Source organism: Phytobacter sp. V69, assembly GCF_965644215.1.
In the GTDB taxonomy this organism is placed as follows: domain Bacteria; phylum Pseudomonadota; class Gammaproteobacteria; order Enterobacterales; family Enterobacteriaceae; genus Phytobacter.
On the sequence record NZ_CBFFRL010000371.1, the window covers coordinates 1 to 2,271 of the forward strand.

A 2,271-nucleotide genomic window follows, 5' to 3' on the forward strand; every position below is an offset into this window, starting at 1 on the left:
AAGCTGATGACGGGATTCAAATCTTTTCGACGGGGGCAGGCTATTCTGGCGGGGATCGAAATCATACACATGTTACGAAAAGGACAGCTTCAACATCCGCACGGGGGCGGATTGTCCCCGGCAGAGCAGTTTTTGCTTCTGGTTGCATAAAAAATTAACAGACCCGTTTTCCGGCAACCTGCCGCAGTTAATGCGACAGAGCCCGATTTTAACCGTGAAGCGCTGGCCATTGAGGTGGATTTTTCACTGCCCGCCAGTCGGGTTGTCAGGGTACTGTAACAACTCATTGAATGGAAAGGAAAACCCACATCAATCCGCTGTGATAATGGTCCGGAATATACCAGTAATACCCTGATAACATGGGCGATGAAGCAGGATATCAGGATTGATTTCATTCAGCCGGGTAATCCGCAGCAAAATGCTTATATCGAGCGTTACAACCGGACTGTGCGTTATGACTGGCTGGGGCAGAATCTGTTTACATCACTGGATGAATTACAACACTATGCCACCGGGTGGCAATGGTTTTATAATCACGAACGACCCAATATGGCGTTGAATGGCTACACACCGATGCAGCATCTTCAGCGAATGGCCTGATTCTACTTATTACCTCCGTTAAAAATGGGGGATTACCGGCTCACGCCACAGGCGTGCTCATTTTATGTGGGTGTCAACGCGGCGGTGGGGCATGCGACACCGTGCGAGCCGCCGGACCGTCAGGCGGCACCGGCGTTGATGTGAGGCTGGAGCTTAAAGGCGGTAGAGGCAGCTGCGCTGCCGTGCTCGCCCCGCAGGGGCGCTACGTTCTGGTAAATTTTAAGATATTGATAGGCGGATTCAACTCCGAAGTGCAACGCTAAGCCGCCATTCTTAGCTCTGCAAACACCACCGAGGGTTGCCTGAACCCAAGACACTTGCGTGGTCTGCTGTTCAGTGCACCCTGATAGCGCTGTAAGTCTTCTTCTGACACTGTACGCAGGTCGGTTCCTTTCGGGATAAACTGCCGTAACAGGCCATTTGTGTTCTCATTCAGCCCGCGCTCATGTGAGGCGTAGGGATGGGTGAAGTACGTATCGGCTTCCAGCGCCTTCGCGATAGCCTTGTGCTCACTGAACTCCAGACCGTTATCGAAAGTTATTGTGTGGCACACATCCCGGTAATCGCTCAACAGAGAGATAATCGCGCTACTGACCTCCACTGCATCCTTTGAAAAAACCTTTTTCGTCAGATAAATACGGCTCTTACGCTCTGCCAGTGTGACGATAGCGCCTGTTCCCTGCTTACCCAGCACAAGGTCCGCTTCCCAGTCCCCCAGACGACTACGCTCATCAACAACCGGTGGACGCAGCTCTATGGACACTGCATCCGGGATACGACCTCGTTTCTGACCATACCCCTTACGGTAGCGGCGTTTCCCTTGCCGTAGATGGGTGAAAAGCCCACCACCACGCACTTTATCTGCCATTACATACTGGTAAATCCACTCATGGCTGACAGACAGGCCAATGACCTTCGCCACCGCACTTATCTGCTCAGGACTCCACTTCCACCCCAGAGCAAACACAACAAAGTCAATGACATTCTGACTCACCGACCGCTTTGCAGCCGTCATACGTCGCTGCTCACAAAGACGCTGCGCATTCTCCGGGGCATAGCACTCAGGAACACCGTTACGTCTGAGTTCACGGGATACAGTAGACTTGCTGACTCCGATACGGATGCCTGTCTCACGGCAAGATAAATTATCATCACGCAGCACCGATATCTGGTATCGTTGCCCCTCGGTTAGTTGCTGGTATTTCATAGTTACTCGCTCATCTTTGGTCGGAAGAGCAGGATAGCTTATCAGCCGCTAACCGTCCTTCCATCTACATGACCGAGCGTTGCACTTATTATCTGAATTCGCGATATCAAGATCACAGCATTAAATAATATTTAAAAATCACTTCAATTTTGACCTGATTTTCAAATGCCCAAAATATACGCCACTGGAATCAATTTTAACAAATATTGTTTCGTATTCATCTTTTGTGCTCCTGATGAATTTTTTCAGGTCGTCTTCGTAACCCGTGTACGGATGAAATCCGAACACGCCATTCGCCAGACCGTCTATCAGTGAGGTGAGATTTTCAAATTTTTCATCTATCAGCGATTCACTTTTATGAAAAAATAATCCAATAGTTTTATTACCGTTCATGGTTAGGAATCTGGAAAAACGTTTTAAAAACTCACTGACCATGAACACAGGAGCCCGAAACGCAGTGATGG

The 2,271-nt window shown here is 49.4% G+C and carries 2 protein-coding genes and 2 pseudogenes; 2 read left to right on the forward strand and 2 right to left on the reverse strand.

The genetic code is table 11. The annotated features are described in order from the left end of the window. Both ACSZPU_RS25165 and ACSZPU_RS25170 read left to right on the forward strand, forming a co-directional pair. Positions 1–150, forward strand: a pseudogene (locus ACSZPU_RS25165) (IS6 family transposase); the annotation flags it as partial. Between the two features lie 54 nt (positions 151–204). Then, positions 205–600, forward strand: a pseudogene (locus ACSZPU_RS25170) (integrase core domain-containing protein); the annotation flags it as partial. A 259-nt stretch (positions 601–859) separates the two neighbouring features. Here the strand turns inward: ACSZPU_RS25170 and ACSZPU_RS25175 are convergent. Together ACSZPU_RS25175 and ACSZPU_RS25180 are read right to left on the reverse strand one after the other, a co-directional pair. Beyond that, positions 860–1,807, reverse strand: a complete 948-nt coding sequence (locus tag ACSZPU_RS25175) for an IS30 family transposase (RefSeq protein ID WP_499004329.1) — start codon at positions 1,805–1,807, stop codon at positions 860–862. 138 nt (positions 1,808–1,945) lie between these two features. Beyond that, the coding region (locus ACSZPU_RS25180; RefSeq protein WP_499004331.1) for a hypothetical protein at positions 1,946–2,271 on the reverse strand (326 nt) is incomplete at its 5' end.

What these genes read in the sequence shown, in the direction of transcription:
- ACSZPU_RS25175 (WP_499004329.1), bottom strand. Translation starts at nt 1,807, where the DNA reads ATGAAATACCAGCAACTAACCGAGGGGCAACGATACCAGATATCGGTG.